This window comes from Chitinophaga sp. (assembly GCF_036566945.1).
Classification (GTDB): Bacteria; Bacteroidota; Bacteroidia; order Chitinophagales; family Chitinophagaceae; genus Chitinophaga.
Genome location: NZ_DATCVJ010000415.1, coordinates 1 through 2,397, shown reverse-complemented (window position 1 = coordinate 2,397; position 2,397 = coordinate 1). Strand labels below are relative to the sequence as shown.

The 2,397-nt window shown below is 45.0% G+C and carries 1 protein-coding gene; it reads left to right on the top strand.

Annotation, left to right across the window (positions count from 1 at the left end):
• Window positions 1–162: 162 nt before the first annotated feature.
• Window positions 163–2,325, top strand: coding sequence for a S46 family peptidase (locus tag VIP81_RS12425; RefSeq protein WP_331960718.1), 2,163 nt, complete (start codon window positions 163–165; stop codon window positions 2,323–2,325).
• Window positions 2,326–2,397 lie beyond the last annotated feature (72 nt).

The window sequence follows — 2,397 nt, the reverse complement described above, 5'->3', positions numbered from 1 at the left end:
TTCGGCTGTACCCCCTTATCAAAACATATTCCAGTTTTCGGGTTTGCCCCGAAATCACATAAAAATAATTATCACATAAAGGCGCCACTGATCCTTATAGCTGCGCCGGATAACGAAAAAATAGCTAGGTTTGAGGTCCTTAAAAACAAAACCTGACTTAATATGAGAAAAAAATTACTGGTTTTGCTCTTATTGCTTAGCGTAAGTATAAAATGGGCTAAAGCAGATGAGGGCATGTGGCTACCTTATTTACTGGGGCAGCAAACGTACAACGACATGGTGAAGAAGGGATTGAAGCTGACCAAAGAACAGTTGTACAGTATCAACAAAGCCTCCCTGAAAGATGCGATTGTTATTTTCGGTGGTGGTTGTACGGGAGAAATCGTAAGCAACGAAGGGCTCATTTTCACCAATCATCACTGTGGCTATGCCGCCATTGCCTCCGCCAGCTCTGTAGAACATAATTACCTGAAAAACGGATTTTATGCAAAAAATAAGCAGGAAGAAATCACTTCTTCCCAGCTGTCCGTGCAATTCCTGGTAAAAGTGGAAGACGTTACCAAACAGGTGGAAGACGCCCTGAAAGGTTTAGACGGCGCAGAAAGAGCTAAAAAGGAACAACAGGTATATGGCGAAGTAATCGCTAAAGCCACAGAAAACACCGGCTACGAAGCGAAAGTAGTACCGATGTTCAAAGGCAATCAGTACCTGATGTTTGTATACGAGCGCTATAAAGATATCCGCCTGGTAGGAGCCCCTCCTGAAAGTGTAGGTAAATTTGGCGGTGATACCGATAACTGGGAATGGCCCCGTCATACCGGCGATTTCTCTATTTTCCGCGTTTACACCGGTAAAGATGGTAAGCCAGCACCTTATGCTGCTGATAACATCCCCATGAAACCTAAACACTTCCTGCCGGTATCTATCAAAGGTGTAAAGGAAAATGATTACGCCATGATCTTTGGATATCCTGGCGGCACCAACCGTTACGAAACTTCTTACGGCATTCAGCTGAAAACATCTGTCGAAAACCCTTTCCTGGTGAATCTGAGAGATGTAAGGCTGAAAGCTATGTTCGAACAAATGAAAAAAGACCCCGCGGTAAAACTGCAGTTGGCTTCTTCCTACGCCGGTATTGCCAACTATTGGAAATTCTTTGACGGGGAAACGAAACAACTCGAAAAACATGGTGTACTGGCCGACAAACAAAAACAGGAAGCTGCTTTCGCTAAGTGGGCTCAGGATAAGCCGGAATTTTCCGGCATCCTCCGCGACTATGAAGCTGCTTATAAAGCATGGACGCCATACGCCAAACAACGTGTATACCTGAACGAAGGCATCCTCGGTTCTCCGCTGGCTTCTTTTGCCGCGTCCTTAATGGGTGTGGAAAGAGCACTGGTAACCCCTGGTGCCCCTAAAGATGCCGTGAAACAGGCGGTAGAAGCGGCAGACAAAGCACGCACTGCTTTCCTGGAAGGCGAAAATAAACCAAGCGATCAGAAAATTCTCGCAGCTACCTGCCATATGTACTACACAGACATCTCAAAAGATCAGCAACCAGCTGGCTTTTATGAGGCACTGAAAGCAAAATATGGTAGTCTCGATGAAGATAATACCTACCGCACCTGGGCTGCTGCCTTAATGAACAATACCTTCATTTTTGATAACACAAAATGGAAAGCATTTGCATCAAATCCCGATGCAGTGACCCTGCAGAACGACCCTGCATTTGCTTACGCCAGCACATTTATCAAAAATTATGTAGGTAAATACCTGCCTTTATACAATCAGTTCATGACGAAGAATACGGACCTGGGCCGCGCTTACCTGAAAGGTGTAATGCAAATGACGCCTAACGCCAACAGATATCCGGATGCTAACTTTACCATGCGCCTGTCTTATGGCCAGGTAAAACCATATTCTCCACGCGACGCGGTACACTACGACTACGTAACTACCATGAAAGGCGTGATCGAGAAATATGTACCCGGCGATTACGAATTTGATCTGCCAGCCAACTATATAGATCTGTATAACAAAAAAGATTTTGGTCAGTATAAAGATGCCAAACGCAATGACATCGTAGTGGGTTTCATTACCACCAACGATATCACCGGCGGGAACTCTGGTTCTCCTGTGATCAATGCCAACGGTGAACTGATTGGCCTGGCCTTCGATGGTAACTACGAAGCGCTGAGTCACAAAATTCAGTTCGACTCAGAATACAACCGTACCATCTGCGTAGATGTACGTTATGTATTATGGTGCATCGAAAAACTGGGTGGCGCAAAAAATATTATCAATGAACTGAAACTGGTGCGATAAAGCAGCAGGCAGAAGGCATAAAGCAAAAAGCTATTAAAGCGAATGGCCAGAGCAAAGGATTTAATTCCGCTC